Raw genomic sequence first — 25,782 nt, 5'->3', positions numbered from 1 at the left:
TTTCATTTCCCCACTTGTTTCATCAAGTGCTTATTCCCTTTTGTAATGATGTTTTCGTAATCAATGTAATCATAGATATCATCCGTAATCTGTTCGCTGAACTTCGCCAACTCTTCCACTGTCAAATCCTCAATTGCTCTCTTTTGTTGTTCACAGTAAATAATCAATTTCCCGACAATTTCATGCGCGTCTCGGAATGCTGTCCCTTTACTCACTAAGTAATCGGCAACTTCTGTCGCATTTAGAAAACCAGCTTTAATCGCTGCTTTCATGTTATCCGCATTTACTTGAAGTGTGTCAATCATTTTCGACATAATTTCTATACAATCCAACACAGTATCAAGTGCATCAAAAAACTGCTCTTTGTCTTCCTGCATGTCCTTGTTATATGTCAAAGGTAGCCCTTTCAGCGTCGTTAGTAGTGAAAACAATGAGCCATAAACGCGTCCTGTTTTTCCGCGAATCAATTCTGCTGCATCGGGGTTTTTCTTTTGTGGCATGATGCTACTTCCCGTTGAATACGCATCTGCCATGTCGATGAATTTGAATTCCTGACTACTCCACAATATAAGTTCTTCGCTCAATCGGCTTAAATGCATCATCAGTATAGAGAAATTCGACATTAGTTCAAGTAAGTAATCACGATCACTGACACCATCAAGGAAATTATCCACAGGTTTTGCAAAACCTAATAAAGCCGTTGTCACTTCACGATCAATGTTATGCGTTGTACCAGCGAGTGCCCCGCAACCTAATGGGTTTTCATCCAAAATTTCAATTGCGTTTCCAACACGTTTTTTATCCCTTTTGAACATTTGCGCGTACGCACCTAGGTGATGGCCGAATGTCACGACTTGCGCACGTTGTAAATGCGTATAGCCAGGCATGATTACATTGTTTGCTGCACCTTTTTCATACAACGAATCGATGAGCATTTGAAGGTTGTCCATCACTTCCGACGCCTTGCCTTTTGCGTATAAGCGCATGTCTACAGCAACTTGGTCATTTCGGCTGCGTGCTGTATGCAGCTTCTTTCCAGTCTCCCCAATACGTTCTGTTAAATGCATTTCTACGAATGAATGTATATCCTCGTAATTGCCTTCAATTTTAATAGTACCTGTTTCGATATCCTTCAATATCGATTGGAGACCGTTTACGAGCAGCTCCCCTTCTTCCGGTGTTAGTAAATCACAATGCACTAACATTGTGACATGTGCCAAGCTACCAGCAATGTCCTCTTTATATAATCTGTGATCTACAGGTAACGATGTATTGAACTTCTCCATTATTTCATCTGCACGACTTGTAAAACGTCCGCCCCAAAGTTTCATTTATTTTGCCACTCCTTTTTTATACTTACTAGCATTCATTTTCGATAAAACAAACCCATATTTATTATCACACTCTTTTATGCACTAATATGTATAATTATGAATTATATTTCATAATTACTTATTTAGCAAGAAGTATTATGTCACAGCTATTAGTTCGAGTTTTCTCCACAATCCACAATTTTAACAAGCGTAACCCATCGTTACGCTCGTTAAATCATTCATTTAATAACTTATTTTAAAACCCCAGTATTAAGAAGTTCGAAATTCACACTTACTTTGTACTCTACTGATGCAATTACCTTTTCAGTCAGCTTTTCACTCCACTTTCCTTTGTGATACATTCTGAAATATTCACTAAATCCGACAGGGTCAACTTCTAATTTCCGAAGTTTTTCCAAAAGATCTTCTACTTCCTTTTCAACATGTTTACTAATTTCCTTCTGCAGCATTTCAAGCTCCCTTTTTCTGCTTAATTCTTTGTCCCCCTCATATTCCATCAGAGAACCCTGTAATTTAATTCGTATGGAAACTTGAGGAGAATTCATTTTTTTATTACTGTTAATCTTTACTTTACTTTCGATCAATTGTATATGCAGTTCTTCCTTATCCGAGCCCTTTTCAAGGGTAATATCAAGCGGGGCTAGTTTGTCCTTCCCTTTCATTGCTTGGATTAATGAAGATTGTTTACGTGGGATTGTTTCAAGCATTTTTCCGCCATCAAACAAAGCAATACTTTCAATTTTGAGCGAACCCTCTTTTTTCTCCAAATAAGGCATAGATGAATGAGATACCTTATCCGTTGCTGAATTAATAAAGTCATGAAGTGTTGTAAAGGGACTAAATGCTGTATGCATTTTGGGTTGTAACAAGTCATATAAATACATATTTATACTTGGGATGTCAGGATAACTGCCTTTCAATATTTCTTCCGCGCTATCTTTCACGATAGCAAGACGAATATTATTTCCAACGGTTGGATCTCGGTAAAAGTGTTTAGTTGTCCTATTTACATCGCCTTTCCTCGCATACTCCTCACTAAATAATATTGTTCGAAGCTGATTTAAAGAAATCATTTTGCCCGCCTGCGAGGAGATCTCGGTGAACCCTTTCTGGATTAAGGGTGTATTTACCGAATAGTTTTGAATAACTTCTTGTGAATTGCCTGTCGCTTGTGGAATTGAGACCGTCATCCTTACTTCATCTTCACTAATGTAATCGAAGGCAATACTGCTAACCATCGATAAATCTTCAACTGAATTTGAACGCTCTTTTTGCGTACAGGCGGCCATACACAATAATAAAGTTGGGAATAAGAAGAATATAAAACATTTCATGTAACAACCTCTTTTCTTGTTTTCAGTAAATGAATGATGCACAAGAAGATCGGCCAAATCAAAAACCCATAGTTAATGTAATAAATAACTTCATATAGTCTATTTTGGAATTCCTTTGGTAATGGAATGCTTACTATAATAAATACAACAATAGCTATAATGTATAAATGACTCTTTTTTTCTTTTGCTCGTATTGAATCCAATCCCTTCTTTGCAACCCATAAAAATGCAGCCACGGTCGTCAGGATTAGGAAAACCCACAGTGATATGGCAAAAACATCAACTCGCTCAAGAAAAGGGAGAGTGACCGCGTTAAACAAATATAAAACTGGATACATCACATGTTCAAGTTGCCATTCGGAATAATACATGACACTCGTAAAGACGGTCAAAAGGTATAAGGATACGGTCATCCATATACCCAAAGAAGCTTGTTTAAATGCTTTTTTCTGATGGATAATATAAGGGAAATAAAAAAGGATTAGTTCAAAACCGGACATTGCTATAAATCCATTTTTTGTTGCTGTGAAAAACTCCTGTTTAGTAAAGTTAAAAAGAGGCAGAACATGTTTAATATCTCCTTCACCAATTGCCCATTTCAAAAAAAAGAAAATCCACACCACCAGGAAAAAACTAATGATACAAAATCGGGCGATTGACTTAATGCCGCCGCTGACAATGTAAACGAGCAAAAGCATGAAAATGAGCAATGGCCCAATTATTGTCCGTTCCGGCAGCGCAATAACTTGTATAAGGTCTAAATACCCCTCAAGAAAAGAGGCCAATAGCAACGCTGAATATATAATCAGAATTCCATTTAGACTTTTCCCTAGCCATCTGCCAAGGAGCAACTCGTGAATTGCGAACAAATTATGATGACTATATTTAACGGCAAGCCAAATCATCGGAATGAGTAAAAGGTTTGTGATAACTCCGAACATGATTGGGAACCACCACTGGCTAAAGCCTGTCGGACTTAGTAAGTTTGGCAATGTTAATAAAGTGTTGCCACTCATCACAAGATGGACGAGAAAGACGACATGATATCCATTCAATACCTTTGGCTGATTTTGATCCATAACCTATTCTCCCCCTTCTTCAGGGAGCTCTTTTTTTCTATCTGTACTCGTGATACCCTTTTTATGCTTTTGGAAAGAGGATGGCGCCAAAACAACGCTGTCCAGAAGGTCTGTCCATTTTCTAGGAATCACCGGCGACATATAAGGAGTTCCCAAAGACGTTAAATTCACTAAATGATAAATGAGCCAGGCAAAAGCAATCATTTGTCCGTATAAACCGAAGAAACCTGCTGATAAGATAAAAATGTATCGAACAAAGCGACTTGCATTACTCATTTTGAAACTTGGTGGTAAAAATGAGAGTAATGCCGAAATGGCTACTAACACAATCAAAATATTGCTGACAAGACCTGCTTCTACGGCTGCTGACCCAATAACGATACCACCGACAATACCAATCGTTTGGCCGATTTTGGTCGGCATCCGGGATCCTGCTTCTCTTAATACTTCAATAACCAGTTCCATGAAAAGAACTTCAATGACTGGTGGGAAAGGAACCCTACTTCTGGATTCTTGTATACTTTTCAACACTTCGTAAGGTAGCATTTCAGAATGGAAAGATAGAGCTGAAATGTAGAAAGGCGTTAGCATTATCGTTAAGAAGAAACCGAAAAATCGGATACAACGAAGTAAGGTGGCTGTAGTCCAACGATTATAATAATCTTCCGGAGACATGAAAAATCCAAGAAAAGAGCTCGGACAGATCATTGCGCCAATACTGTTATTCATCATAATAATGACCCTTCCGTCAATTAAAGAGCTTGTTACCAAATCGGGTCTCTCGGTTACTTGATATTGAGGAAATGGAGAGAATCGATGGTCTTCCATCAGCTGGGCTAAAATGGAGATATCATCAAAACCTCTGTAGTCAAGCGCTTCAATTTTGCTAATCACCTGAGTCAAGTTTTTCTCGTTTACAATTTTGTCGATATACATAACGGAAACTTTAGTATGTGTTTCCGTTCCTATCCTAAAGTCGCGATTTTTTAATTCAGTATTCTGTATTCGTCTTTTAATGAGGGATAAGTTTGTTTGTAGAGATTCGGTAAATGAATCCCGCGGACCGCTGACCGTTGATTCGGTATCTGAATTAGCGATTGAACTAGTGGGTGGGCTAAATGTATTCATTTTCAAAAATACGTTCTTTTTATGGAAGTACAGTACTGTATTCCCTTCTGTAATCATGGCCAACATTCCGGGAAGATTGTCATTTTCAATTACTTCAGCTGTTTTTTGCAGTTCATCTTTCATTAGAGGAACAATCACTGTTTCATGGAATCCGAGAGGATCGACGAGTGAACTGAAGTAAGTGATTGTCACCGTTTCTTCAGGCGTTTGAATTTCTTTGCAAACAACATCCGTGATCCCCTCCAACTTCTTCTGTATCACATCAATCGTGACGATTTCAGGTTTCTCCTGGGGAGATGCAGGAATGATTTCTTCGTTCTTGCCGGCCTTCCCAACACCTTTCCAAAAACGCATCCACCCTCCCCCTTTTTTCCGTGTATAGTTAGATTAACTATCTCCTAATTCATGTAGGTTTATTCATTAGAAGCTGTTCGTTGGATAAGTAGAATGTGACCAAAGTAACATCAGCAATACATATTCGTTATAAATAGTAGAGAGACTGTTTACGTGAGTGCTAGACGAAAAAATAGAGAGGTGAATATGGTGAAAAGAAAGCCAATTTACGTTGAAATACCGATTCAGGCGGATATTGAAAATGTATGGGACGCCTCGCAAAAACCGGACATGCACGAACAATGGGATCTTCGCTTCTCTTCCATTACCTATTTACCTAAAGAAGAAGGCAAGCCCCAAGAGTTCGTTTATGCTCGGACAGTCGGACCTTTCATAAGCGTTAAAGGATGGGGAAAAAGTGTTGGATCATTTCATAAAGAAGACGGTACGCGATCCTCATCCCTTCAGTTCGGAACGGAACAATGGATATCCCCTATCCGAGAAGGGCGTGGCTATTGGAAATACGAACCACAGAAAGACGGAGTGAAATTTTTGACGCAGTATGATTACGACGTCAATTTTGGTCGTGCCGGAAAAATTGTCGATAAACTCGTATTTCGCCCTGTTATTGGTTGGGCGACTGCACTTAGTTTCGATGTGTTGAAGCGGTGGCTTGAGAGTGGCGAAGCCCCCCGCTCCCAGTATTTGCGATTTTTCAGTACCTATTTTATGACGTTATTGTTTGCTTTCATTTGGATTTATCAAGGTCTTGTTCCGAAGATTATCGGGATGCACATAGAAGAGAGAGCGATGGTCGGAAGCGTTTTAGCTTTATCAGAGAAAGGAATTACGACATCAATACTTTTAATTGGAATTGCAGAACTGCTGCTCGGGATTAGTTGGCTATTTTATCGTAATAAGAGGCATTTATTCACATTGCAGCTACTGTTATTCCCGTTGCTTACAATAGCGGCGATCATTGCTGTACCGGCAACAGCAATCCATCCTTTCAATCCTGTGACATTCAATATGTCACTGATAGTTCTTTCACAGATTGGCTTGCTCATGAGTAAAGATGTGCCTTCGGCAAGAAGCTGTAAACGAAAAAGGTGAGGTGGACTTTATGTCGATTTTCAGACAAGTATTGGGTGATAATTTCAACCGGCTGCATCCCATGCTGCAAAAAAGGTATGACCTGTCGACAGGTGCTGCATTTAGAGCATCCGGCGTCATGAATGAAATTGGCGGCGGACCTAGGTGGTTGTATCCAGTTCTAAGGGCAGGTGTTAGATGGAAACTGCTTTTTCCGGAAAGAGGCATAAACATTCCATTTACAATAACGAATAAGGCGTTTGTTGCGGAGAATGGTGAAAGCCAGGTGCACTGGGAACGTGTTTTTCATTTCGATAAAAAAAGACGTTATTTTAACGCGCTTATGAGTTTCGATGCAAAACGGCTTGTCATTCGGGATTATTTGGGTGAGCCGCACCTCATTTATGCCGATTTAGATTTCCAAGTAGCAACTAATGGAAGTTTGACGATTACATCATTACGCCAGCGGCTTGTTCTTGGAAAGTTTGAAATTCCATTACCACGGGTTTTTCAGGGGCTTGCAACCGTAACAGAAAGATTTGACGATGAACAAGGACTTTACCAAATTCATGTTTCGGTAAGAAATCCTCTGATTGGAATCGTATTTTCGTATAAAGGGGCGTTTTCTGCTGATGTCAATGCGTAAGTTTGCAAGTATACATAGTGTGTTATTTGTCGTCGTCGTTTTTTTCAGTGAGGAACCATGGCCTTTTCTAATGCTAACGATTGCACAGCTCGTCTACGTCCCGTTTGCCTTACGTCTCATTACAAGTAAGAAAGATTGGTTTTCTAAACGCTATTACTTTTTTGCGATTCCCGCTTATTTAGCGGTGGCGTTGTTGCAAATAATATCAGATTCGAAGTGGAATGGTCTGTTAGCGGCGGTATATTTAGTGTTTACGATTCGTATCGCTTTGTATGGTTTGTCGCGGTTTATCAAAAGGGGATTCACGCATTTGGAAGAGTTCGCGATTGATGCTGGTCTTGTTTACATCTCACTTGGCGGTGCTTGGTTCTTTGCTTATGTGACCGGTATTGACACTGGGTTCAGTCCCCTTATTACTTGGTTGACCGCCATACATTTTCACTACTCCGCATTCTTATTGCCGATTTTCATCGGTTTACTGGGCAGACTTTATAAACCCCGAATCTACCGGATTGTCTGTTTAACTCTGTTAGTTTCACCGCTGATTGTTGCAATTGGCATTACATTTTCTAGGTGGATTGAGCTACTATCTGTCGGATTATACATAATTAGTATAGGCGGATTCATTATAATTGCTTGCAAAACAAATTTCGCAAACAAAATACAAAAGTGGCTCGTTCGTATATCGTTTGGCGCGCTCGGAGTAACAATCATCTTTTCATTGTTATATGCCCTTGGCAATGGATTTGGGCTGACATCCGTGAACATTGAATTCATGCTTCGTTTTCATGGCGTATTGAACTGTGTGGTATTTGCGTTATTTGGTATTTTCGGTTGGTCTTTACACGTTCCCGGTACAAATTTTCGTCCCCCCACTTTCCCCGTCAGTCGTATTCGAGGGAATCGGGTTATAGGTGAACACGTTCTCGAAGGCAGATTGCGTGAAAAACATCAAGGACTTGTCGACGACATGAAGGTCTACGAGCCTTTTATTCAATGCGAAACGATATCCCCTCGCATCATTGATTTCTATGAAAACACCAATGACTACCAGTTATTCGCGACGATTAACTGGCATTCATGGTTTAAACCGTTTGCCATTCTTTACGCGTTTATGAGCAGAAAAACCCAACAAATCAATTTGCCTCTTCATGGCAGACAAGTTGAAATGACCGGGAATGTAATTGCGCTTATGGATGAAGTGGACGGCAGAGATAATGTAAGGGCGTGGGTCCGTAAAATCGGCAATGACACTACATTCGTTGCGCTTTATTCACAGCATATTACTGCTAGTCGAATGTATATGAACATCGCCTTGCCACTGCCATTTTCAACGATGACCGGCGTTTTGGAACTGCATCAGAGTGGGAATGATTTGCGGCTGACCAGCAAGCCTCATGGTTGTGAATCGGATGCGGGGATCTATCTCTCTTTTCTCACAAGTCAACCGTTCAAGCTTCCCATCGAGGAGGATTTTACCGTTAGTGAAAGGAAAGACGTTACATTGAGCGCCCGACATGAAATGCGTATATTTTCAATCCCATTTTTATCGATTACGTATTTAATAAATCCTACCGAGAAGTAATAAAACGTTGATGATTTGAAAAAACGTCTAAGGACTAAAGCAAAAAAACGCGCACGTGTTAATAACACATGCGCGTTTTCCGATTTAACTAATCTCTATTCAACTTCCTCCTCGTGCTCCAGAAAAAGTTTATTGATTGTACTCATTTTTGTTATCTTCAGGTTCACTTTCATCTAGCGTTGTTTCATCCGAATTGCCTTCCGCTGATAAGAACTCCTGTAGTGCCTGTTTGTTTTTTTCAAAGTCAATACTTAGAACATCTCCCACGTTAACACGTTCATTTTCAAACGAATTTGCAACAGGAATTCTTAATGATTTCATCCCTTTAGATTTACCTACAAGTAAGCCTTTCCCAATCGTTAGGAGCGTTCTTTTATCAACGTTTGTTTCAACGTAAGGATTTACAACTCCTAGTAACTTAGGTATGTTCATTAAACTATGAACACTCACTGCTTGTTCTTTCAATTTAGACAATGCCTCCTGCTGTCGTTCCACTCGCCCAAAGTCACTATTGATATCGTGACGGAAACGGACGTATCCCAACAGCTGCTCACCATTTAAAACTTGTTTTCCAGGCTGTAGTGTCATTCCGATACCATGAGACATTGCATAGGGTATATCCACTTCTATCCCATCAGGAGCGATAACGTCTACAATTTTTGGGAATCCTGAAAAGTCAACGATAGCATAGTATTGAACATCTACATCAAAATTCTGTTTAATCGTTTTTCTAACAAGTTCCGGACCTCCAATTGAAAACGCAGAATTTATTCTCTGTTTTCCGTGGCCTGGAATATCCACATAGGTATCTCTCATAATAGAAACGATTTTCACTTCATTCGTTGTTTGATTGTAATGAGCAATCATTAAAGAATCTGATCGTGCATCCTTCTCATCGCCTCGAGCATCACTTCCCATTAACAGGACATTAATCTCTCCAAATTGCGAATCCGCGCCTTCGAATTCATCAAAATTTGTTTCATCATCATTTAGCATGCCACTGTTTGCTAATGACAAACCGCTAGCGTATTGATAAACCCCATAACCAATTCCAAGTAATACTATCAATCCAGCTACTAAAAAGAACTTTTTGAGCCCTTTACGTTTCTTTTTCCTTCTATCGCTTCTTTTCATATAGAGATCCACCTGCCATTTACCTGTTTGTTCGTTATTTGATATAGTATCTATCGTTAATTGTACAGCAATTGCGTCGTCCAAGTAACCGATCGAAAGTATTTACTATTGAAAGTCATATATATGCTGACATTTTTAAGGAGATTCTTGCATTTTCAAACGTAGTGTTTCCAGATTTCTCAGTAGCAGTTAGTGAACCATTTTCATTAACCGCGAAACCAGAAGCTTCAACTAAATGAGTCAAAGGAACTTTCAGACTGTCAGCAAATTGTTCTAAACTTGTCTGCTGTCATGGGTGATGCTCCTATCTGTAATACTTGGTATGTATTAGTACAGTTCGCACATGATGAATTGTATAGATGCATTGACACTTTGTCAACGCTAATAATCTTAACCATGTTAATTCAGTTTTCTTCAACTTATTAGTTATTTCTTATAAGCCTCTTGTGTATTAATCACACATAAAGCCAGTTACAAATTCGAAGCCGAACAGTCCAATTTAGGATATACTACTATATAAGAGGATACCATTTTAATTTCTCTTCAATGAAGGAGATGACTGATTGTGTTAAAAAAACAGATGGAAAAGTATATTACAGAAAATACGTTGACTAGTAAAATTGAGTTGTTTGAAATTGATAAACAGTATGTAGAGAAGCATCAATTGATACCTAGTGATGTAACAGTTGTTGAGAAAGAATTTAAATTCAGTGCTATCGAACGATGTGTTAAAGAAACGGAAAATTTAATTCGTGAAGAAGATCAGTCCTTTTTAAATGAGCGTATTTTATACTTAAAAAGTCATCTGAATGAATTCGTTTACTTAGAATCAAATGCTTTTGAAGTCATTCGAGTCGATGCGGTCGTACTTGAATTTGATGAAGTTTTTGAAACGTATACCGCTTTATTTGGACTGAAATTGCAAAAGAAATACGGCGATGACATGAAAGCGTATCTCGACACACACTTAAATGGAGATGGCACGAAATACAGTGTGATGTTTTCGAGTGAAGATGGACTTTGGGATATGAACTTTGCACTGGACTACGTAGATGGTTTTAATGAAGAATTGTCATTTATAGAGATTCTACAACTAATGTACAATTTTATATTTAAATTAGTTGAGGCTATGGATGATACGCAGTGAAGGATGGGAAATGAGTGAGCGATTCAAACTTTCTATACACATATACGCAACACACTGATGAGCATGACCTTTGTATGCTCGAAATGAGATCTTTTTTCGGTTTTGATGTACCTTCCACTGCATTGATAAGTTCGATTGAGATAAATCCTAGCCGAAGTGCATTCATGAAAGAAAGATTGGAAATTATTTATGTTGGTGACAGTCTTGAAGAAGTTTCTCGACAAGTCAAGCAGTATGATTTAGGCGAATCTACATTTAGAGTTGTCTGCTTAAATACGACCACCCTTGATACAACTGCTAAAATTGGACATCCCGAACGTCGGAAAATCGAACGTGAAATCGGACTGAGTATCAATGGTACCCCTGATTTAATGCATTCTCCCGAAAAGACATTTGGCATCGTCCTATTGAATGGCAAGTGGTATTTTGGGAAGCATGTCGAAAGTGAATCTGTCTGGTTTCTTCATCAGAAAAAACCGCATATGTATTCAACTGCGCTAAGTACACGTGTTGCCAGGGCAGTTGCCAATATTGCAGTGCCTCACCCTGAAGGGATTCGGGCAATCGATCCTTGTTGTGGGATTGGAACAGTTTTAGTTGAAGCACTATCAATGGGCATTAACATCGTCGGCCGAGACATTAACCCGCGCGTCGTTTTAGGTTCTAGAAAAAACATCATTCATTTTGGACTCGAGGGCAATGTAGAAATCGGGCCAATTGCAGAAGTCGTTGACAACTATGACGTCGCAATTATTGATATGCCTTATAATCTCTTTACGCATATTACACCAGAAGAACAGCTGGATATCTTGATAGAAGCACGCCGATTCACTAAAAAAGTCGTTGTTGTGACGATTGAAACGATTGATCATATGATTGAAGAAGCCGGATTCGTTATCGTCGATCGTTGTGTTGCTAAAAAGGGACATTTCATCAGACAAGTATTAGTTTGCGAATAATGAAAAAGAAAGTGCCCAGTATAACTGAGCACTTTCTTTCAATTTGAGATATGCGTTGTAAAGTCTGCCAATAACCGCGCACCATACCCTGTTGCAGATTTAGCGTAATAGCCTGATGCGCTACTTTTACTCATCATCCCCGCCATATCGACATGTAGCCATTTGCTTTCTTCCGGCACGAAACGGCGCAGGAATAATCCTGCTGTAATCGAGCCAGCCCCGCCAAGTGAACTGATGTTATTCATATCCGCATAATCACTGTCGAGCGACTTATCGTATGCATCGACTAATGGCATTGGCCAAATGAAATCGCCGTTTTGATCGCCGATTTTTTTCATTTGTGCAGACAGGTCTTCATCACCGAATACGCCTCCTAGTTCAGTTCCGAGTGCATTGACGATTGCACCAGTCAGCGTAGCGATATCCACGATGTATTCCGCTTTCCATTCACCTGCACGAATGAGCGCGTCTGCTAAAATGAGGCGACCTTCTGCATCCGTGTTACCTACCTGCACTGTCAAACCATTTTTGTAAGTGATAACTTCACCTGGCAAAACAGATGTGTTATCCGGCATGTTTTCCACGATTGGAATCAATGCTACGACATTCACTTTTGCATTCGACTTTGCCAACAATGTAAGGGCACCAGAAACAGCAGCTGCCCCACCCATGTCCATACGCATGTCGCTTAAATCTTTGCCGCTCTTCAAGCTGATGCCGCCTGTATCGAACGTCACGCCTTTACCCACAAGTGCAACAAGCGGTTTCGAAGCGTCGCCTTTGTAGATGAGTTCAACAAATGAAGGTTTGTAAATACTACCCCGAGCAACTGTCAGAACCCCGTTCATTCCCATTTCCTCAAGGTTCTTTTTGTCTAACACATTGACTTCGACATTTGTGCCTTCAAAATTTTGCTTCAGTACTTCAGGAAACGTTTCAGGATTCAAAACGTTCGATACTTCATTCATTAAATCACGTGAAAATGCAGTTGCTGCCGCACGAATTTTTCCCACTTCAACGAAAGGCTTCGCTTCGTCGTCTGTAACATGGAGTTCAGTTTGGAATGGCGTGACTGCTGATTTATAGGTTACGAACTGATAAGATCCCAATTCCCATCCTTCTGAGAAAGCTGTCAGAATGGATTCTTTATCAAACATAGTAAATGAATTTGAAAGTTCCACGCCGTCCACTATTGCTTTATCCACTTTTTGAGCACTTACATCGCGTGCGATATTACCCGCTGTAGCACGGACTTTTTCGAGTGTCATCTCATTTTCTTTGCACTTTTTCACAATGATATAATGCGTTTCTCCAATTAATACAGAACAATGTCCTGCTTTTTGATTGGCAACAAATTGGTTGACTGTGGCATTATCTGAAACAATTGGATTGCTCGAAAAAATAACTTTTACTTCAATAGTCATTCATTTTCCCCCTGGGTAAATTATTTCGACTTCTAAAATAGTTTACCATAAATTATTCCATTTCGTAGAATTATCTTTCATCTAAAAGAAGGGGGGTTAGTTTTGCGAATGAACCATAATTAAAGATAGGAGAAACCATTTCAGCCCATTTTTTCCATTACGCCAATCGTGCATTGAATAACGCGATTGTTCCTCAACCTACGTTGTAACTCTCGTTTTTCATTTGCATGGCTCCAAACGATTTTAAATGTATTTCTGTCTAAAGGCTCCATGTATGTGAGTATGTTACACTTTAATTAAAACTTCTGGGAGGTAGCTGGATTGAAAAAAGTGTGGGATCATAAAGGAATTATCGAGAAATTTGAAGCGAATCGAAACACGAAACAGTCAGGACCGATGGTGGCTTATTTGAAAAATCATTTTCCTTTCCTTGGTATTAAAAGTCCACTTCGCAAAGTATTATTAAAGGAACAGTTTTCGGAATTCTCCTTACCTGAACGTGAGCAACTTTTTGTTGAAGCATGGAAACTGTATAATCTTCCAGAACGTGAGTATCAGTACGCAGCTATCGCGCTTATTGATAAGTTAAAAAAACAGTTATCAATAGATGACTTCCCTGTTTTAAAGGAGCTAATTGAGTCTAAATCGTGGTGGGATAGCGTAGATTCGATTGCCCCTTCTCTCGTTGGTCATGTAGTGAAAATCAATCGTGAATATGGAGAAAAAGTGATGCTAGATTGGTCTCTTTCAGACAATATGTGGACTAACCGTTCTGCGATTCTCCATCAACTAAAATTCAAACAAGAAACAGACGCAGATTTGCTTTTTAGAATCATTCAACAGCATTCTTCTTCAAATGAATTCTTCATTCAAAAATCGATTGGCTGGGCATTAAGAGAATATGCCAAAACGAATCCAGATTATGTGAAGTCATTTGTTGAAAAACATCCTCTAAAACCGCTTAGTAAGCGAGAAGCGCTGAAACATTTTAAATGATTATGAGGTTTTGGGCCGTTGCTGAGTGAGTTTTGAGCGGTCCAGGAAATGATTCGAGCGGTTCGCGGCGAGGTTTGAGCGGTCGAGCAACAGATTCGAGCGGTTCGCGGCAGGTTTTGGGCGGTTGAGGAACAGATTCGGGCGGTCGGCGGCGAGCTTTGAGCGGTCGAGGAACAGATTCGAGCGGTTCGCGGCGGGCTTTGGGCGGTCGGGGAATAGATTCGTGCGGTTCGCGGCGGGCTTTGAGCGGTCGAGTTACAGATTCGAGCGGTAATACTCGTTGCCCCCAATCCGGCTAAAGTAACCAACGTATATGTTAGGAGAATAGATGGTCTTTTATTTATCTCTTTATAGTTCAATATAAAAACCTTGTTCAGATACTTATCCCCCCAATAATTAAAAGAAAAGCTACTCAATCATCAACTGATTTTGAGCAGCTTTTCATATATTTAGACTTTAGGAGCTTCTTCACCAAACTCTGCCCACTCTTCGCGAGACGGTCCATATACACCCGGTACACGTAAACCTGCTTGTCTCATAAGAACAGTCATTTGACCACGGTGATGCGTTTGATGTGCTATTAATATACTTAGTATAGTGCCAATCGTCCACTGCTCTCCATACATATCTTTCTTTTCATGCAAAATATCGTCATTCCATTGTTCTTTTATTGCCGCAACCATCGTATCGTTTGAAGAACGGTAGGCATCTGCAATATCAGTAGCTTTTCCTGGAACAGGAGCGTCATGGGGAGTGGCATCGAATTCAAGACCTGTACGCGATACCATCTCGTCAAGTGTTGTAACGAGATGCCAAGCAATTCTACCGAGCGTGCGATCTTCAGGTGATACTTCTCGTCGAAGTGATTCATCTGTCAATGTGTCTAGAATCTTTTGTGTAGAACCATTTTCATGACCCCAGTTAACAAGAAATTCTTCAATTGTTTTAAACATCTACAGCGCCTCCAAGTTATATACTAATTATCTTAAGGACCATTCGACATGTGATAGTCGTTTTCCTTTGTTTTCATTAACAATGAAGCTGTCTCTTTTAGCTATTAATAGATGCCGACGTCTTATCATCATTCATATTTTTATAATTTTGTTCGCCTACCCGCCTGACGATTTCTTCTTCAGTTAGAGGGGTACTAGCTAAAGTGGCATTGTTGTCTTTGTCTTTATCATTATCCAACTCAACATGCTCATATCTTGCGTTTTTAGCGTCTGTATGACGCCCATATCCTTCCGATTCTTCACGTGTCATTCGTGCATCTTCTGGTTTTTTAAACATTCAGTCCACTCCCTTCGACTACATCTATTTAGTAACTATTCCCTCTACTGGTTATATTGAAACTGAATGGTCATGCTATAATTTCCTTAATCAGATTGGAGGAGTCCTATGATTTTTAAAAAAAGGCTATTCTCTTTACTACTCGTATGTATTGTCCTGTTAACAGCCTGTTCATCTAAAACACAGGTCGTGGAAAGTCCAGAGTTCAGTCAAATGCATATTGACTTTAGCAATGATGTAAACGTTAATAACATTTACGCTTCCCTAAAAGAATTATCGTTAGAACCCCGTGTTGCAGGCACGAAATCTGAACTGCAAGCGGCTACTTTTATAACAGCCCAACTTAAAATGGCTGGTTATGAAGTTGAAGTTCAACCTTTTGAGTTTGAGAGATATATCATGCCTAAATTTCACAACATTGTCGTTGAAGGGTTTGATGGCACGCTCTCACCTTCTCCGTTTCAATACTCAGTTGACGGTCACGCCAAAGGACAATTGATTGACGTAGGCTATGGTTTAAAAGCCGACTATAAAAAAGTGGACGTAAAAGGAAAAATTGTACTTGTTGCGGTTAAGGATACACCTTTCTACGAACTCGTTTTACTAGCAGCAGATTCGGGTGCAGAGGGAATCATTCTTTATTTTCCTGATGAATCGGAGATTGATAAATGGTCACTCGGCGATGAACATTATGACGACTTCATTCCTGCGCTTGCTCTAAATTATGAAGAAGGCACAAAACTTGTAAACTTAGTTAAAACTAGCAGCCCTATCAATGCGGAAGTTAAAATTGGTGGTGCCTCTATTCAAATAGAAGCATCGCAAAATTTGATAGCTACTAAACAACCTGTTTCCGAAGTGAATGATGAAATTGTATTAATTGGTGCCCACTATGATTCTGTCGCAAATGCACCCGGTGCGAGCGACAATGCTAGCGGCACAGCAGTTGTCTTAGAACTTGCACGGTTGTTCAAAGCCGTTCCAACAAATAAGGAAATCCGTTTCTTACTTTTTGGCGCTGAAGAAGAAGGATTGTATGGGTCTAAAAAGTATGTGAATGCGATGTCTCCTAGTGAAATTAAGCGCTCTGTCGCAATGTTCAATCTTGATATGGTTGGAAGTGCTTATGCTGGAGATCTATCCATTCAGACGATGGATGGATCTGATAATACCGTTACAAAAGCCGCAAGTAAAGCGAATGAACAACTCTATGGAGATCCCATCGAAACTGATTTCGGGGACAGAAGTGATCATGTTCCATTTCATGATGCGGGAATCGATGCCGCCCTGTTCATTTATAACCCAGTTGAAGAATGGTATCATACTCCTGAAGACACAATTGAAAAGTTAAGTAAGGAGCGCCTACAGAACGTTGCGAAAATCGTCGGTTCTTCCGTTTTTGAAATGACTTTGCTAGACGTAAATAGAGAATGACAGGTTGGGGGTTCTTTTCTAATAGAATTAATCATAAGAAAGTATAAAGGGGGACGTCCCATGACGACAATTCTTATCGACGCGGATGCATGTCCGGTTGTAAAAGAAACGATTCAAATAGCAGGGACCTTCGGATTCCGTTGCATCCTTATTTGCGATACGACACATGAAATGCATCGCGAAGGGGCCGAGACGATAATAGTCTCTAAGGGAGCAGATGCAGTCGATTTTGTTCTTGTAAATCGTGTGCAAAAAGATGATATTGTCGTTACACAAGATTACGGTTTAGCTGCTATGGTCCTAGCAAAAAAAGGGCATCCAATCGATCAAAATGGACGCCTTTATACGGAGGACAATATCGATCAGCTGTTGTACGCCCGCCATACTGCACAAAAAGTCCGAATGGCTGGCGGACGCTTACGTGGTCCAAAGAAACGCTCAAAAGAGAGTGATTTGAAGTTCGAAGAGAGTCTTAAAAAGTTATGTACACAACTTGTAAACAAATAGAGTATACAAACGCTATCTAAGTATTTTATCAGATGAAAAAAACGTATGTAACACAAAAAGCATCGCAATTTTGCGGTGCTTTTTAATGATGTTGTATAAAAATAATTTTGACTTGTGAATAACATAATATTTAATCCCAAAAATTACAAAGCACCGCCTAAGCAATGCTTTTTCCTAAGTTAGTCATCTTTCGTACAAGTTATGCGTACGCTAATGTATGTACATTCGTTCAGATAAGCATCTCATTGGCAATCAATTCATAAGACCTTAGCTTATCCTGAAAGTCATATGCAATCATCACAAGCATCACTTCATCCGCATTGTACTCTTCTGCAATTTTTTCTATTTCTTTTCTCACCAGTTTAGGTGTACCTACAATCATCCGTTTACGGTTTTCTTTAACACGTTGCTGTTCAAAATGACTGTATGGATATTCAAGCGCCTTTTCGGGCGAAGGTGTTCCTTTGGAGGGCATGCCCTGTTCTAGCATAATCATGGATAAATCAAGTGATGAGATGATCCGCTCCGCTTCTTCTTCTGTTTCTGCACAGGCGAAAAAGACAGCAACTGCCTGCTCTGGTTTTTCAAAATATGCGGAAGGCTGGAACCTTTTGCGATAATGATTCGCGTACGAGGGACCACCTTCTCCGTTAATGAACTGTGCAAACATATAGGGTAGACCTTTTTCAGCGGCAAGAAAGGCAGAGCTTTGACTGGATCCTAACATCCAAACTGGCGGCACCTCTTCCGTGATAGGCGTGGCTTTCAAGCCATAGTAGGCGTGATCGGCTGGGATAGCATCGTTCAAATACATGAGTAAATCATCCACTTGTTCCGGGAATTTAGAAACATCTCGATAGTTTCCATTATGCAAAGCATATGTCGCTCGCGGCATTCCACCTGGAGCGCGTCCAACACCCGCATCGATTCGACCAGGAAATAGCGCTTCAAGAAGTTTGAAATTCTCTGCAACTTTGTAAGCGGAATAATGGGGTAGCATAACACCTCCCGTTCCGAGTCGGATTGTAGAGGTTACGGATGCAAGGTGAGAGATTAGTATTTCTGGTGACGACCCGGCAAGTGTTGTCGCGTCATGGTGTTCGGAAACCCAAAAACGAGTATAACCCCATTCTTCGGCTTTTTGTGCAAGTATTGCTGTCTGTTTTAATGATTCCATAGCGTTGCTACCTTCAGATATCGGTGATTGATCCAAAATACTTAGTTTGATGGTCATTGTATTCCCTCCAATCATTATGTCACCATTTTACACGAAGTATAGTGACTAGATGGTAGGGACGCTCAAGTAAGACGTTTGACAAAGTCAAATTCAGGTAATATGTATTAGATAATGAGTGGGAGGTAACCTATGCCGAAAATTATTTCAGTTAGTACTTTCAAACCCCCGCATGAAGTAATACAAGAACAGGCAGTTGAACTGACCCGTTCTCTTTTTAGTGAGAAATACAAGGATATAGAAAGACTATTAAATGTATTTCAAAATGGAGATATCGAGACTCGCAATGTATGCATGCCCATTGAATGGTATGGCAAAGAGCATGACTTTGAAGAGCGCAATAACTTATATATTCAACATGCGGTCGACTTCGGTGTACAAGCCGTACTATCGTGCCTTCAAGGAAACGGCAAGCTCGACAGTCCTATTGAACCGTCTGTGATTGACGCCATTTATTTCATTTCAAGCAGCGGAATTTCAACTCCAAGTATTGAAGCACGCATCATGAATAAGATCCCTTTCCGTGATAATGCAAAACGTATTCCTATCTGGGGACTGGGTTGCGCTGGTGGCGCGGTGGGGATTAGCAGAGCTTATGAATATTGCCTTGCATACCCTGAGGCGAATGTCCTCGTACTCTCTGTTGAATTATGTAGTTTGACATTCCAAAAAGACGATTATTCAAAAAGCAATTTGGTAGGCGTGTCATTATTTTCCGATGGGGTTGCTTGTGCGTTGGTTTCTGGAGAGAAATCGTCGGTAAAGGTTACTAAAGCAATGCCTAAAGTGATTGCCACTACGTCAAAACTGATGCCCAATTCTGAGGAGGTCATGGGCTGGGATGTGAAAAATACTGGGCTCTATGTTGTTTTCTCAAAAAGCATTCCTGCTATCATCACAAATTGGCTCGGCCCTTTCGTTCATGAATTTCTCAGTGAACAAGGACTTACTAAAGACAATATTACGCATTTCGTTGCACATCCTGGTGGTAAAAAAATACTCGAAGCTTATGAAACCGCACTTGGGTTTGATAAAACTAAAACGAATATCTCGCGCGACGTACTGCGTCAAAATGGCAATATGTCCTCACCAACTATTCTCTACGTTCTAGAAAAATTCATGGAAAACGAACCTGTCGTTGGTGATTATGGTTTGATGGCTGCTCTTGGGCCAGGATTTTGCGGTGAACTGTTACTACTGAAATGGGAATGAGGGTTGATGCTAATGTTATTTCCGATTGTCATTTCAATTGTCATCTTACAGCGTCTCATCGAACTTTTTATCGCGAAGCGCAATGAAAAATGGATGCGCAGTCAGGGGGCATTTGAAGCGGGTGCTGCCCACTATCCCGTAATGGTATCTATGCATATCGTTTTTTTTATTTCACTACTGGCAGAGGTCTTTTTGTTCGAAAAAGCGTTGTCTCCACTATGGATTGTTTTTCTCGTCATTTTTCTAATCGCACAAGCGGCAAGAATCTGGTGTCTTACTTCACTCGGGAAGTTTTGGAATACGAAAATCATCATCCTACCAGGTGCTACTGTTGTACAAAAAGGGCCTTATAAGTGGGTACGTCATCCGAATTATATAATTGTCGCTATCGAACTTCTCGTCCTTCCACTACTGTTCAGCGCATATTTAACAGCAATAGTATTTTCTCTGTTGAATGTATGGATGTTGTCAGTACGAATTCCTGCGGAAGAGAAAGCATTGAAGGAAGCGACAAATTATAAAGAGACCTTTTCACTGCACGATTAAACCATTCTTCTAAACAACAAAAATGCTGATGAGAATTCATCAGCGTTTTTGTATTCCTGTTCATTTATATGGTCATTTACAAATAGATATTTTATCAACTTTTCTGAATTTCTATATAGTGTATTTGGTGCCCTTCTAGTTCATTGAGAATAAAAATGAAGCCATCTTGCTCAATTCGTTCTCCCTCTTTAAGATCGGAACTCTGTGTTAAGAACCATCCGCCAATCATATCTACCGTATCCATTTCTAGTGATATCCCAAGTAAATCATTGATTTCTTCTATCAACACTTTACCGCTGACGATATAATGGTTCTCTGAAATCCTTGTGATTTCCGCGATTTCATCTGCATCATATTCATCGTGTATATCCCCGACGATTTCTTCAAGGATGTCTTCGATTGTTACCATTCCAGCCGTGCCGCCATATTCATCGATTACAAGCGATAATTGAGACCGTTCGTTTTGCATTTTTTTCAGAACTTCATCGATTGGCAATGTTTCGATTGCCATTGGTATTGGATGTAACAAGTCTTTAATGGAGAATGTCTGTAATGACGAGCGATCGCCGAGGGTGAAGTATAGTAAATCCTTACTGTTGATGAAACCTATGATATTGTCTATATCCCCCTCGTAAATGGGATATCGTGTATATCTTTCCTCTTGGATTGTATAGGCCACTTCATCGAAAGAAACATCTGAGGAGAACGTTACCATTTCAGTCCGTGGCACCATAATCTCTTTTGCAATTCGGTTGTCGAACTCAAACATTTTGTTGACATAGTTCAGTTCGGACTGGTTAATTTCTCCGCTTTTAAAACTGTCTGACAAAATGAGCCGTAACTCTTCTTCCGTATGAGCAACTTCGTGTTCCGATGCTGACTTAAAGCCGAATAGACCGATAAGCAAACGAGCTGATCCATTCAACACAAAAATAAACGGAAACATTAACTTATAGAACCACATGATTGGTTTAGAAAAAAGCAATGTCAATGCTTCTGCTCTTTGGATCGCTATAGTCTTCGGAGCAAGTTCCCCCACTACAACATGTAGGAAAGTGATGAAGACAAAGGCAATGACAAAGGAAAGAATCTGAGAGACAGATGGATCTACTGCGAACCTTTCGAACAAAGGATGTAGCATTGTCTCCACCGTCGGTTCACCAAGCCATCCGAGCCCTAGAGCCGTAATTGTAATTCCTAATTGGCAGGCAGAAAGATATTCGTCTAAATGAGTCGTTACATGTTTTGCAGATAGAGCCCCTTTTTCACCTTCTAAAACGAGTTGGTCAATTTTTGAACTTCTAACTTTCACTAATGCAAATTCTGTTGCTACAAAGAATGCTGTTAAAGCGATAAGTAATGCGACTAATACTAAGTTTATTATTTCCATTATGATAACCTTACGTGATGCAAGGCTTCCACCTCCATATATGATTGTTTGCTACTATCGAGTATTGAATTATACATGTAATTGGTATATAGCTTGAATTACCGGAAAAGTATTATGAGTAATACTTTGATTATTTGAAGCATTTTCCCGATTAACTCATTTTACTAAATCCAAAACTTCTTGAAGATTAGTTAATATTTGGAGTGCTTTCTCCAACATCTGATTGTTCGAATTAGGAATTAGCAGTTTTTGTCAGGGAGAACCCTTATCCTTTCATATGTACGATTTTCTGTAATAGCTCGACATCAGAAAGTTCAAATAACGATTACCTGTGTCGGAACGTGACGGTTTTAAAGGATTCAAGTTTGTATAATCATCAATTCCCCATTTGGATACAGCTGCACTACCGGCTAATTCCGCAATTTTTAGTTTATCCTTCCCAATAGGCTCGCCTCCAAACTCTCACGTGATGCTTATAGTTTACCATTTTCATGTAATAATATATGTATCCTGTACAAACAATTTTATAATGTTCGTTAAATATACAAAGTTCTTAATTGATATACCCTAAAATTCACCTAAATATGCCTTAAAATATGGCTGGCTAATTGAATGGATGTATTTGAGCATGATTCTTATGGAAGATTCATCATTTCTCACGATTAATGGTTAAAATCATACGACTTCATGACACAACTTAGAAATAGATTTAGCCTTAGCTTTACATTGTCGAATAAATTTAGGAAATCTAGGCAAAGATTTTATAAAGTAGTAAAATATATGGGCGTAATAACTGCAACTTGCTATACCGCGCTTTTTTATTTACGTTAGTCACGCTACTTTTACAGTAATGAAGCGGCCCCAACATAGGATGAAAGGCGTGAAATAAATGAGTAGAAAAACGACTATACATCAGCATTTCGTATCAAAAAAGAAAAATAGGTTCTACAAATGAACAATGATTTAGCCATCACATATTTATACTCGATACTTTTCTTTTTTGGAACAAGTCTATTGGTATGTACTGCGCTCTATAGCGTATACGGCACATTTAAAATGTCCTTTGTGTTTGTTTCTATATCAGGTGGAGGAATTCCAGGATTCATTGCGGGTGCGGCTTTAGATTGCAGAATTGCAGAGAAACGAAGTCTAGAATAATTTGTGCAAAAAGAATACGCTATTGCGTGTATTTCCCTTCGATTATAATTCCACACCAAAAAGAGCACTACCTAATGAGGTATGCTCTCTCCCGCTACATAATTCTACTCACTCATCACTTTTCTACAGCCCGATAGGTCAACGTTTTCCCAGTAAATCCGAAGAAAACCGTTAATATAGGTGATAACAGGCAAAAGAATGCAAATGGCAAGTACTCCATCGTAGAGACGCCTAGTACTCCCGTGATGAAAATTCCGCAGACACTCCAAGGCACTAATGGATTCACGACTGTCCCCGCGTCCTCCATCACTCGGCTTAAATTCTTGCCCGTGAGGCCCACCTTTTCAAATTGTGATTGAAATGCTTGGCCTGTTAGTAATATCGATAAATACTGTTCACCGATCAACACATTGATACCAATTGCAGTTAACGCAGAAGCCGCAATCACCGAAGACGCTTTCTTCAATAGACTTTCAATTTTGGAAAGCATTGATTGGACAATCCCAAGCGTGAACAACAACCCGCCCATACTAAGCGCTAATAATACTAACCCCACAGTAAACATCATGCTTTCCATGCCGCCACGAGTGAGCAGCGCGTCTATGTCCTCAATCCCTGTCGTTGAAACAAAGCCGCTGAATAAGATCTTGAACACTTGTGCCGCGCTATAGCTTTGATGGAAAAATGAAATTGCGACCGCACTGGCGGCACTTACTGCCAATGTCAGTAGCGCAGGAACTTTCATGATTGTAAAAATAACTAGAACGACTAGTGGAACCACCGTATACCAATGAATCATCCCTGTCTCTAAAAGCCCTGCCTGGAAAAAGGAGATTTTATCGACTTCAGTCACCGTGGTACTCGGGGAAAGTATACCGAAGATAACTAACGATATAACAAAAGCGGGTATTGTTGTCCAGCCCATATTTCGTATATGTTCGAACAAGTCGACGCCCACAATCGAAGAAGCTAGATTTGTCGTATCTGAAAGGGGCGACATTTTATCTCCGAAAAATGCTCCAGAAACAATTGCTCCTGCTGTTATCGCCATTGATAAGTCAAGCACTGTAGCCATACCAATAAATGCAACACCGACCGTTGCAACCGTAGTCAAAGAACTGCCGATTGACAGACCAATGATTGAAGTGACTATAAAAACAATTGCAAAGAAAAAGGATGGTGTGATCAAATTAAACCCTGCATAGATTAGCGTTGGAATCGTTCCACTCATCATCCAACTACTGATCAATATTCCGATGAAGAAAAACAGGAAGACCGCACTCATTCCGGCTCCAGCCCCTTCTACTAAACCGCCTTCAAGTTTACGGTAAGGCACTTTTTTGATCAGACCATAGCAGACCAATAACATTATGGAAAATAGAATTGGCATATGCGGAACTGCTTCAAATTTAACGATACTGACACTAATCATCAACACAATTGCTGCTACAAGTGTTGCCGCCTCTGCAAAAGTCGGTGAAATAATTGCTTTTATTTTAAACATGATGAAATCCTCCTCGATTGTTGAAAACTGAAAAGTACTTTTGGATACAAAAAAAGCCCCTTTAATCCCTTGGAAAGGGACGAAGGAGCTCTCCGCGTTACCACCCTAATTGACGAACCAGTCCTGAACCGGCCATCCACTTCATTAGTCGTTGAGAAAATCGGATGGCGTACTTCATACAAATTGCTGCCTGAATTCACACCTACCATTCAGTCTCTAGCTGCTGCTCACAATTTGATTACTGGACCATCTCTCATATTTATTTAATTATTACGTTTAGTTATTTCGAATGTAATTGATTTGAATCTTATCATGTTACTGGAGCAAGTCAAGTAGATTACGAAAACACGAAATTGAGTGTTTTATCTAACTCTTAATCGAAATGTCAACGTTCACATGCAAAATCATCTTTATCGCCGTCCATTTTTTCGGAATATGCCGGATGTCCTTTTTTCACGCCATTCGGATAGCTCTTGCGCAGTTCTGTACAATTTTTGAATGATTCTTCAGCACCTGTCACTGGTTTCTTCACGGCTTCTTTGTCAACAGACGTTTCACTGTCAAATCCGCGTTCTGTCGCATAGTCCTCAAGTGTCCAAATGCCAATTCCCGCTTTCTTCGCTTTTGCCTGCGCTTTTTCATAGGCGTCGAGATGCCGTGTGTTCGGCGGGTATACATACGCAACGCGGGCAAGACCTTCTTCAAGTAGTTTTTCTTGGACGCTGACACCATCAATGTAAATATAGGCAAGCAGTCTGTCATACTTGTCTGTTTTTCCGCCAATGTCAAATTCAATTTCAAGTTTCCCACTGTTCATCAGCTCCTGATTGCGCTCTTTTGCTTTATCGCCAAATGGCTGCTTTCCAAGTCGCGGATGATTCGTTTCCGGGGTATCTATGAGTAAATAACGGACATTTTGTTCTTTGCCTTCATACATAATTTTAATCGTATCCCCGTCGATTGTCTTTACAAGTTCAACTGGGATTAAATCGGAGCGGCTTGGTTCTGCTTCCTGTTCCGGAAAGAAAATATTGTACACGATTAACGCGAGAAGGACGACACCAATACTGACGATGCCCGCTGGTTTTTTCAGTAGAGTGCTAGCTTGCTTCATGTAATTTTCATCCTTTTACTATATAAATTCTCTTATTTTATCCCGCTTTGGCGTTTAGGGGTGCTTTATAAGGCGCCTACGCTGTATTCTTTTGTTTAACTTAAACAGTCCACTATTAGTAACATTCTTATGTTACCAGTTTTGTAGCCATATTAAAACGGTTCTAAGTCAAATGTTGGGGTGATGTGATTTGCACGTCACC

At 40.0% G+C, this 25,782-nt stretch carries 23 protein-coding genes; 11 read left to right on the top strand and 12 right to left on the bottom strand.

Translation table 11 applies throughout. The features are described from left to right. Positions 1 to 2: 2 nt before the first annotated feature. From argH to AC25Y5_RS00100, 4 genes are all read right to left on the bottom strand, one after another. Positions 3 to 1,331 carry an argininosuccinate lyase gene (gene argH / locus AC25Y5_RS00115; RefSeq protein ID WP_488138543.1) on the bottom strand — a complete coding sequence of 443 codons (1,329 nt, stop codon included), beginning with the start codon at positions 1,329 to 1,331 and terminating at the stop codon, positions 3 to 5. 233 nt (positions 1,332 to 1,564) lie between these two features. Then, positions 1,565 to 2,668 carry a Ger(x)C family spore germination protein gene (locus tag AC25Y5_RS00110; protein WP_488138542.1) on the bottom strand — a complete coding sequence of 368 codons (1,104 nt, stop codon included), beginning with the start codon at positions 2,666 to 2,668 and terminating at the stop codon, positions 1,565 to 1,567. Beyond that, positions 2,665 to 3,747 (bottom strand): GerAB/ArcD/ProY family transporter, encoded by a 1,083-nt coding sequence (locus AC25Y5_RS00105; RefSeq protein WP_488138541.1) that lies wholly within the window; start codon positions 3,745 to 3,747, stop codon positions 2,665 to 2,667. The genes AC25Y5_RS00110 and AC25Y5_RS00105 overlap by 4 nt, the downstream gene beginning before the upstream one ends. A gap of 3 nt (positions 3,748 to 3,750) precedes the next feature. Beyond that, positions 3,751 to 5,229, bottom strand: a complete 1,479-nt coding sequence (locus AC25Y5_RS00100; protein WP_488138540.1) for a spore germination protein — start codon at positions 5,227 to 5,229, stop codon at positions 3,751 to 3,753. Between the two features lie 186 nt (positions 5,230 to 5,415). On the opposite strand from AC25Y5_RS00100, the gene AC25Y5_RS00095 reads away from it, so the two are divergent. Genes AC25Y5_RS00095 through AC25Y5_RS00085 form a run of 3 tightly spaced genes read left to right on the top strand, consistent with a single transcriptional unit; the run spans position 5,416 to position 8,531 of the window. After that, positions 5,416 to 6,321: a DoxX-like family protein gene (locus tag AC25Y5_RS00095; RefSeq protein ID WP_488138539.1), complete on the top strand. Its 906-nt coding sequence runs from the start codon at positions 5,416 to 5,418 to the stop codon at positions 6,319 to 6,321. Positions 6,322 to 6,331: 10 nt separating this feature from the next. Then, positions 6,332 to 6,946: a DUF4166 domain-containing protein gene (locus tag AC25Y5_RS00090; protein ID WP_488138538.1), complete on the top strand. Its 615-nt coding sequence runs from the start codon at positions 6,332 to 6,334 to the stop codon at positions 6,944 to 6,946. Next, positions 6,933 to 8,531 carry a YndJ family protein gene (locus AC25Y5_RS00085; protein ID WP_488138537.1) on the top strand — a complete coding sequence of 533 codons (1,599 nt, stop codon included), beginning with the start codon at positions 6,933 to 6,935 and terminating at the stop codon, positions 8,529 to 8,531. The genes AC25Y5_RS00090 and AC25Y5_RS00085 overlap by 14 nt, the downstream gene beginning before the upstream one ends. A 129-nt stretch (positions 8,532 to 8,660) precedes the next feature. On the opposite strand, the gene AC25Y5_RS00080 is transcribed toward AC25Y5_RS00085, so the two are convergent. Continuing rightward, on the bottom strand, positions 8,661 to 9,527 hold the full coding sequence (locus tag AC25Y5_RS00080; protein ID WP_488138902.1) for an LCP family protein: 867 nt from the start codon (positions 9,525 to 9,527) through the stop codon (positions 8,661 to 8,663). 703 nt (positions 9,528 to 10,230) lie between these two features. On the opposite strand from AC25Y5_RS00080, the gene AC25Y5_RS00075 reads away from it, so the two are divergent. Next, positions 10,231 to 10,812, top strand: coding sequence for a branched-chain amino acid aminotransferase (locus AC25Y5_RS00075; protein ID WP_488138536.1), 582 nt, complete (start codon positions 10,231 to 10,233; stop codon positions 10,810 to 10,812). A 14-nt stretch (positions 10,813 to 10,826) separates the two neighbouring features. Continuing rightward, the gene (locus tag AC25Y5_RS00070; RefSeq protein WP_488138535.1) at positions 10,827 to 11,771 is read left to right on the top strand and encodes a TRM11 family SAM-dependent methyltransferase; all 945 of its coding nucleotides are present in this window, start codon (positions 10,827 to 10,829) and stop codon (positions 11,769 to 11,771) included. A gap of 38 nt (positions 11,772 to 11,809) precedes the next feature. Here AC25Y5_RS00070 and AC25Y5_RS00065 read toward each other — a convergent pair whose 3' ends face one another. Continuing rightward, positions 11,810 to 13,195 carry a leucyl aminopeptidase family protein gene (locus tag AC25Y5_RS00065; protein ID WP_488138534.1) on the bottom strand — a complete coding sequence of 462 codons (1,386 nt, stop codon included), beginning with the start codon at positions 13,193 to 13,195 and terminating at the stop codon, positions 11,810 to 11,812. Positions 13,196 to 13,525: 330 nt separating this feature from the next. Between AC25Y5_RS00065 and AC25Y5_RS00060 the strand changes: the two genes are divergently transcribed. Next, entirely contained in the window at positions 13,526 to 14,191 is a 666-nt protein-coding gene (locus tag AC25Y5_RS00060; protein ID WP_488138901.1) for a DNA alkylation repair protein, read from the top strand. A gap of 449 nt (positions 14,192 to 14,640) precedes the next feature. Here the strand turns inward: AC25Y5_RS00060 and AC25Y5_RS00055 are convergent, their stop codons facing one another. After that, complete coding sequence (locus AC25Y5_RS00055) at positions 14,641 to 15,144, bottom strand: DinB family protein (protein WP_488138533.1); 504 nt, start codon at positions 15,142 to 15,144, stop codon at positions 14,641 to 14,643. Between the two features lie 97 nt (positions 15,145 to 15,241). Continuing rightward, on the bottom strand, positions 15,242 to 15,481 hold the full coding sequence (locus tag AC25Y5_RS00050) for a hypothetical protein (RefSeq protein ID WP_488138532.1): 240 nt from the start codon (positions 15,479 to 15,481) through the stop codon (positions 15,242 to 15,244). Positions 15,482 to 15,589: 108 nt separating this feature from the next. Between AC25Y5_RS00050 and AC25Y5_RS00045 the strand changes: the two genes are divergently transcribed. Together AC25Y5_RS00045 and AC25Y5_RS00040 are read left to right on the top strand one after the other, a co-directional pair. Continuing rightward, positions 15,590 to 16,915: a M28 family peptidase gene (locus AC25Y5_RS00045; RefSeq protein WP_488138531.1), complete on the top strand. Its 1,326-nt coding sequence runs from the start codon at positions 15,590 to 15,592 to the stop codon at positions 16,913 to 16,915. Positions 16,916 to 16,975: 60 nt separating this feature from the next. After that, positions 16,976 to 17,422 (top strand): YaiI/YqxD family protein, encoded by a 447-nt coding sequence (locus AC25Y5_RS00040; protein ID WP_482106366.1) that lies wholly within the window; start codon positions 16,976 to 16,978, stop codon positions 17,420 to 17,422. A gap of 229 nt (positions 17,423 to 17,651) precedes the next feature. Here AC25Y5_RS00040 and AC25Y5_RS00035 read toward each other — a convergent pair whose 3' ends face one another. Beyond that, a complete protein-coding gene (locus tag AC25Y5_RS00035) occupies positions 17,652 to 18,656 on the bottom strand; it encodes an LLM class flavin-dependent oxidoreductase (RefSeq protein WP_488138530.1) in 1,005 nt (334 codons plus the stop codon). Between the two features lie 132 nt (positions 18,657 to 18,788). Here AC25Y5_RS00035 and AC25Y5_RS00030 point away from each other — a divergent pair, with 132 nt between their 5' ends. Beyond that, entirely contained in the window at positions 18,789 to 19,868 is a 1,080-nt protein-coding gene (locus AC25Y5_RS00030) for a type III polyketide synthase (protein WP_488138529.1), read from the top strand. Positions 19,869 to 19,880: 12 nt separating this feature from the next. Continuing rightward, entirely contained in the window at positions 19,881 to 20,414 is a 534-nt protein-coding gene (locus AC25Y5_RS00025) for an isoprenylcysteine carboxyl methyltransferase family protein (RefSeq protein WP_488138900.1), read from the top strand. Between the two features lie 94 nt (positions 20,415 to 20,508). On the opposite strand, the gene AC25Y5_RS00020 is transcribed toward AC25Y5_RS00025, so the two are convergent. Continuing rightward, positions 20,509 to 21,804 carry a hemolysin family protein gene (locus AC25Y5_RS00020; protein WP_488138528.1) on the bottom strand — a complete coding sequence of 432 codons (1,296 nt, stop codon included), beginning with the start codon at positions 21,802 to 21,804 and terminating at the stop codon, positions 20,509 to 20,511. Positions 21,805 to 22,755: 951 nt separating this feature from the next. Between AC25Y5_RS00020 and AC25Y5_RS00015 the strand changes: the two genes are divergently transcribed. Further along, positions 22,756 to 22,962 carry a hypothetical protein gene (locus AC25Y5_RS00015; RefSeq protein WP_482100067.1) on the top strand — a complete coding sequence of 69 codons (207 nt, stop codon included), beginning with the start codon at positions 22,756 to 22,758 and terminating at the stop codon, positions 22,960 to 22,962. Positions 22,963 to 23,077: 115 nt separating this feature from the next. Here AC25Y5_RS00015 and nhaC read toward each other — a convergent pair whose 3' ends face one another. Beyond that, complete coding sequence (gene nhaC / locus AC25Y5_RS00010) at positions 23,078 to 24,466, bottom strand: Na+/H+ antiporter NhaC (RefSeq protein ID WP_488138527.1); 1,389 nt, start codon at positions 24,464 to 24,466, stop codon at positions 23,078 to 23,080. A 385-nt stretch (positions 24,467 to 24,851) separates the two neighbouring features. Further along, a complete protein-coding gene (locus AC25Y5_RS00005) occupies positions 24,852 to 25,580 on the bottom strand; it encodes a thermonuclease family protein (RefSeq protein WP_488138526.1) in 729 nt (242 codons plus the stop codon). Positions 25,581 to 25,782 lie beyond the last annotated feature (202 nt).

It is taken from the genome of Sporosarcina sp. Y1011 (assembly GCF_057669885.1).
This window is presented reverse-complemented; position numbering and strand designations above follow the sequence as displayed.

Excerpts from the sequence above, each read along its gene's own strand:
- argH (WP_488138543.1), bottom strand. The coding sequence starts at position 1,331 with ATGAAACTTTGGGGCGGACGTTTTACAAGTCGTGCAGATGAAATAATG.
- AC25Y5_RS00110 (WP_488138542.1), bottom strand. The coding sequence starts at position 2,668 with ATGAAATGTTTTATATTCTTCTTATTCCCAACTTTATTATTGTGTATG.
- AC25Y5_RS00105 (WP_488138541.1), bottom strand. The coding sequence starts at position 3,747 with ATGGATCAAAATCAGCCAAAGGTATTGAATGGATATCATGTCGTCTTT.
- AC25Y5_RS00100 (WP_488138540.1), bottom strand. The coding sequence starts at position 5,229 with ATGCGTTTTTGGAAAGGTGTTGGGAAGGCCGGCAAGAACGAAGAAATC.
- AC25Y5_RS00095 (WP_488138539.1), top strand. The coding sequence starts at position 5,416 with ATGGTGAAAAGAAAGCCAATTTACGTTGAAATACCGATTCAGGCGGAT.
- AC25Y5_RS00090 (WP_488138538.1), top strand. The coding sequence starts at position 6,332 with ATGTCGATTTTCAGACAAGTATTGGGTGATAATTTCAACCGGCTGCAT.
- AC25Y5_RS00085 (WP_488138537.1), top strand. The coding sequence starts at position 6,933 with ATGTCAATGCGTAAGTTTGCAAGTATACATAGTGTGTTATTTGTCGTC.
- AC25Y5_RS00080 (WP_488138902.1), bottom strand. The coding sequence starts at position 9,527 with ATGCTAAATGATGATGAAACAAATTTTGATGAATTCGAAGGCGCGGAT.
- AC25Y5_RS00065 (WP_488138534.1), bottom strand. The coding sequence starts at position 13,195 with ATGACTATTGAAGTAAAAGTTATTTTTTCGAGCAATCCAATTGTTTCA.
- AC25Y5_RS00055 (WP_488138533.1), bottom strand. The coding sequence starts at position 15,144 with ATGTTTAAAACAATTGAAGAATTTCTTGTTAACTGGGGTCATGAAAAT.
- AC25Y5_RS00050 (WP_488138532.1), bottom strand. The coding sequence starts at position 15,481 with ATGTTTAAAAAACCAGAAGATGCACGAATGACACGTGAAGAATCGGAA.
- AC25Y5_RS00045 (WP_488138531.1), top strand. The coding sequence starts at position 15,590 with ATGATTTTTAAAAAAAGGCTATTCTCTTTACTACTCGTATGTATTGTC.
- AC25Y5_RS00040 (WP_482106366.1), top strand. The coding sequence starts at position 16,976 with ATGACGACAATTCTTATCGACGCGGATGCATGTCCGGTTGTAAAAGAA.
- AC25Y5_RS00035 (WP_488138530.1), bottom strand. The coding sequence starts at position 18,656 with ATGACCATCAAACTAAGTATTTTGGATCAATCACCGATATCTGAAGGT.
- AC25Y5_RS00030 (WP_488138529.1), top strand. The coding sequence starts at position 18,789 with ATGCCGAAAATTATTTCAGTTAGTACTTTCAAACCCCCGCATGAAGTA.
- AC25Y5_RS00025 (WP_488138900.1), top strand. The coding sequence starts at position 19,881 with ATGTTATTTCCGATTGTCATTTCAATTGTCATCTTACAGCGTCTCATC.
- AC25Y5_RS00020 (WP_488138528.1), bottom strand. The coding sequence starts at position 21,804 with ATGGAAATAATAAACTTAGTATTAGTCGCATTACTTATCGCTTTAACA.
- AC25Y5_RS00015 (WP_482100067.1), top strand. The coding sequence starts at position 22,756 with ATGAACAATGATTTAGCCATCACATATTTATACTCGATACTTTTCTTT.
- nhaC (WP_488138527.1), bottom strand. The coding sequence starts at position 24,466 with ATGTTTAAAATAAAAGCAATTATTTCACCGACTTTTGCAGAGGCGGCA.
- AC25Y5_RS00005 (WP_488138526.1), bottom strand. The coding sequence starts at position 25,580 with ATGAAGCAAGCTAGCACTCTACTGAAAAAACCAGCGGGCATCGTCAGT.